This window comes from Clostridium thermobutyricum DSM 4928 (genome assembly GCF_002050515.1).
In the GTDB taxonomy this organism is placed as follows: Bacteria; Bacillota; Clostridia; order Clostridiales; family Clostridiaceae; genus Clostridium; species Clostridium thermobutyricum.
In genome coordinates this window covers 1-2,200 of sequence record NZ_LTAY01000101.1, presented here as the reverse complement: position 1 = coordinate 2,200, position 2,200 = coordinate 1, and the positions used below count along the sequence as shown (strand labels likewise).

The 2,200-nt window shown below is 25.1% G+C and carries 2 protein-coding genes; both read right to left on the bottom strand.

What is annotated here, in order from left to right:
• A partial coding sequence (gene dnaX / locus CLTHE_RS15055; RefSeq protein ID WP_080024114.1) for a DNA polymerase III subunit gamma/tau occupies nt 1-1,485 on the bottom strand: 1,485 nt, incomplete at its 3' end.
• A 36-nt stretch (nt 1,486-1,521) separates the two neighbouring features.
• A partial coding sequence (locus tag CLTHE_RS16825) for a DNA polymerase III subunit delta (RefSeq protein WP_207651214.1) occupies nt 1,522-2,200 on the bottom strand: 679 nt, incomplete at its 5' end.

Below are 2,200 nucleotides of genomic sequence, written 5' to 3'. Positions count from 1 at the left end.
TAATTTAACTGTATAATTAATGCCATCTATAATAAAGCAATCATTAATCATTTTATTTAATGACTTATTACTAATTGCTTTTTCTAATATATCTTTAAAGCTAGTATGAGCTATTATAACAATAACATCTGAATTTTGTTGCTTAGTGAATCCAGATGATTTTATTGCATCAGCTAACTTGGAATAAGCCTCTTTTGCTCTTCCTTCTTTTTTATCTGCAACATTTCTAACTTTATTTTCTAAAACTAATTGACGTTCTTTTATAGTTTTAGTTAGTTTTTTCATTTTTAAAGCATTGATTTCTTCTTCAGTTAAACCATTATCTTTAGTTTCTTTTTTAGTTTCAGTTTTTTTAATTTCTTTTGTTTCATTAGATATATTTTCTGTTATGCAATTTTTATTTTGTGATTTCATAAATTCTATTGATTTCATGATTGCTATTTCTATTATTAAATTTTTAGACATTGCATTTTTAAGATTATTAAAAGCATCTTGGAATATTTCTAATAGGCCAATAATCTCTTTTGTTTCAATAAGCTCTGAAAATTTAGTAAGACCAAAAATATCTTTCTTTGACATTTCAATAAGATTAGTGCTAGCACCACTTTTTATAATTAGTAAAGCTCTAAGTGCATCTATTAAACTAGTACAAAATTTAGTTTCATCTGTACCATCTTCTAAAGCCTTAAAAAATGTTTCCATAGAACTTGCAGAATCACGTCTATTTAAGTTACCTAATAACTTAAATATTCTAGCATTTGAAGATATACCTAATATAGATATAACCTCTTTTAAAGATGTAATATTGCTGCTAATTAACTGCTCTAATATACTAACTGCATCTCTCATAGCACCTTTTGATACTTTGGCTATAATATCTACTATATTGTCTAAAGTATCAGGAATATATCCTTCAGATTTAGATATAAGCATAAGTTGTTTTTTAATATCATTAACACTTATATTTTTAAATTTATATTTTTGACATCTTGATAAAATTGTAATTAGCATTTTATCAGCATCTGTAGTACATAATATAAATTTCCCATATTTAGGTGGTTCTTCTAAAATTTTTAGAAAGGCATTTGATGCACTAGTAGTAAGCATATGACATTCATCTATTATATAAACTTTATATTTACTTATACTTGGAGAATACATCATATTTTCTTTAATAGCCCTTATATTATCAACTCCACCATTACTAGCTGCATCTATTTCAATAACATCTGGAGAAGTACCATCTTGAATAGCTCTACAACTATCACAGTGTCCACAAGGCTCACCATTTATAGGACTTGTACAATTAATAGCTTTTGCTAAAATTCTTGCAGAAGTTGTTTTTCCACTCCCTGCTCTACCTTCAAAAAGGTATGCTTGTGCAAGTTTATTAGAGATAACTTGTTTCTTTAATATCTCTGATACCATTTCTTGTCCTACAATATCTTTAAATTTACCTGGTCTATATTTATCATTTAATCTCATTTTTTATTCCTCCTTGGCATTGCCATTAAATTTAATTTAATTGTTTTTAGTTGAAACTATTTTTAATATTGATGTCTCAAAGTTAAAAACTTTATCAATATCATTTTTCATTAGTTCCATAACAGCCATATTTAAATCAATTACTGTGTTTATAGATGATTTCTTCATAAGCTGTAATCTATAAGGGTGTATATTAGAATATCCCCTTTTTGATAACTCACTTTTAAATGAGCTTGGATAACTTTTAATTATCCTTATCTGATCCAATTGTTTTAATACTATTCTATTTATAGCAACTGGATTTTCTTTTAGATGAGAGTATTTATTTAAAGCTTCATCTAAATCGCCTAAAAGAATTGAGTTTATTAATTCAAAAATATTACTATCAAATGATTCAGATATATATTTTTTTACATTAATAAGCTCTTCTTCATCTAATAAGCTAATTTTTTCAATATCATTTAAAACTACATCCATATTATCTGCATCTATAAAGGTAGTTGCAGAAACAGGAATATTTTTAGATTTTAAAATTTTATCTACTAGCTCCAAATTAACTTTGTCGCTTTTCAAAATAGTAAATCCATTATTTTTAAATAGGTTAGATAATTTTGTATCAACTTTATCTAATTTATTTTTCAAATAATATACCGCTATAATTTGTGTATTTTCATTTGAATTTGATAATATTTCTTTTAATTCTTTAATACTAAAT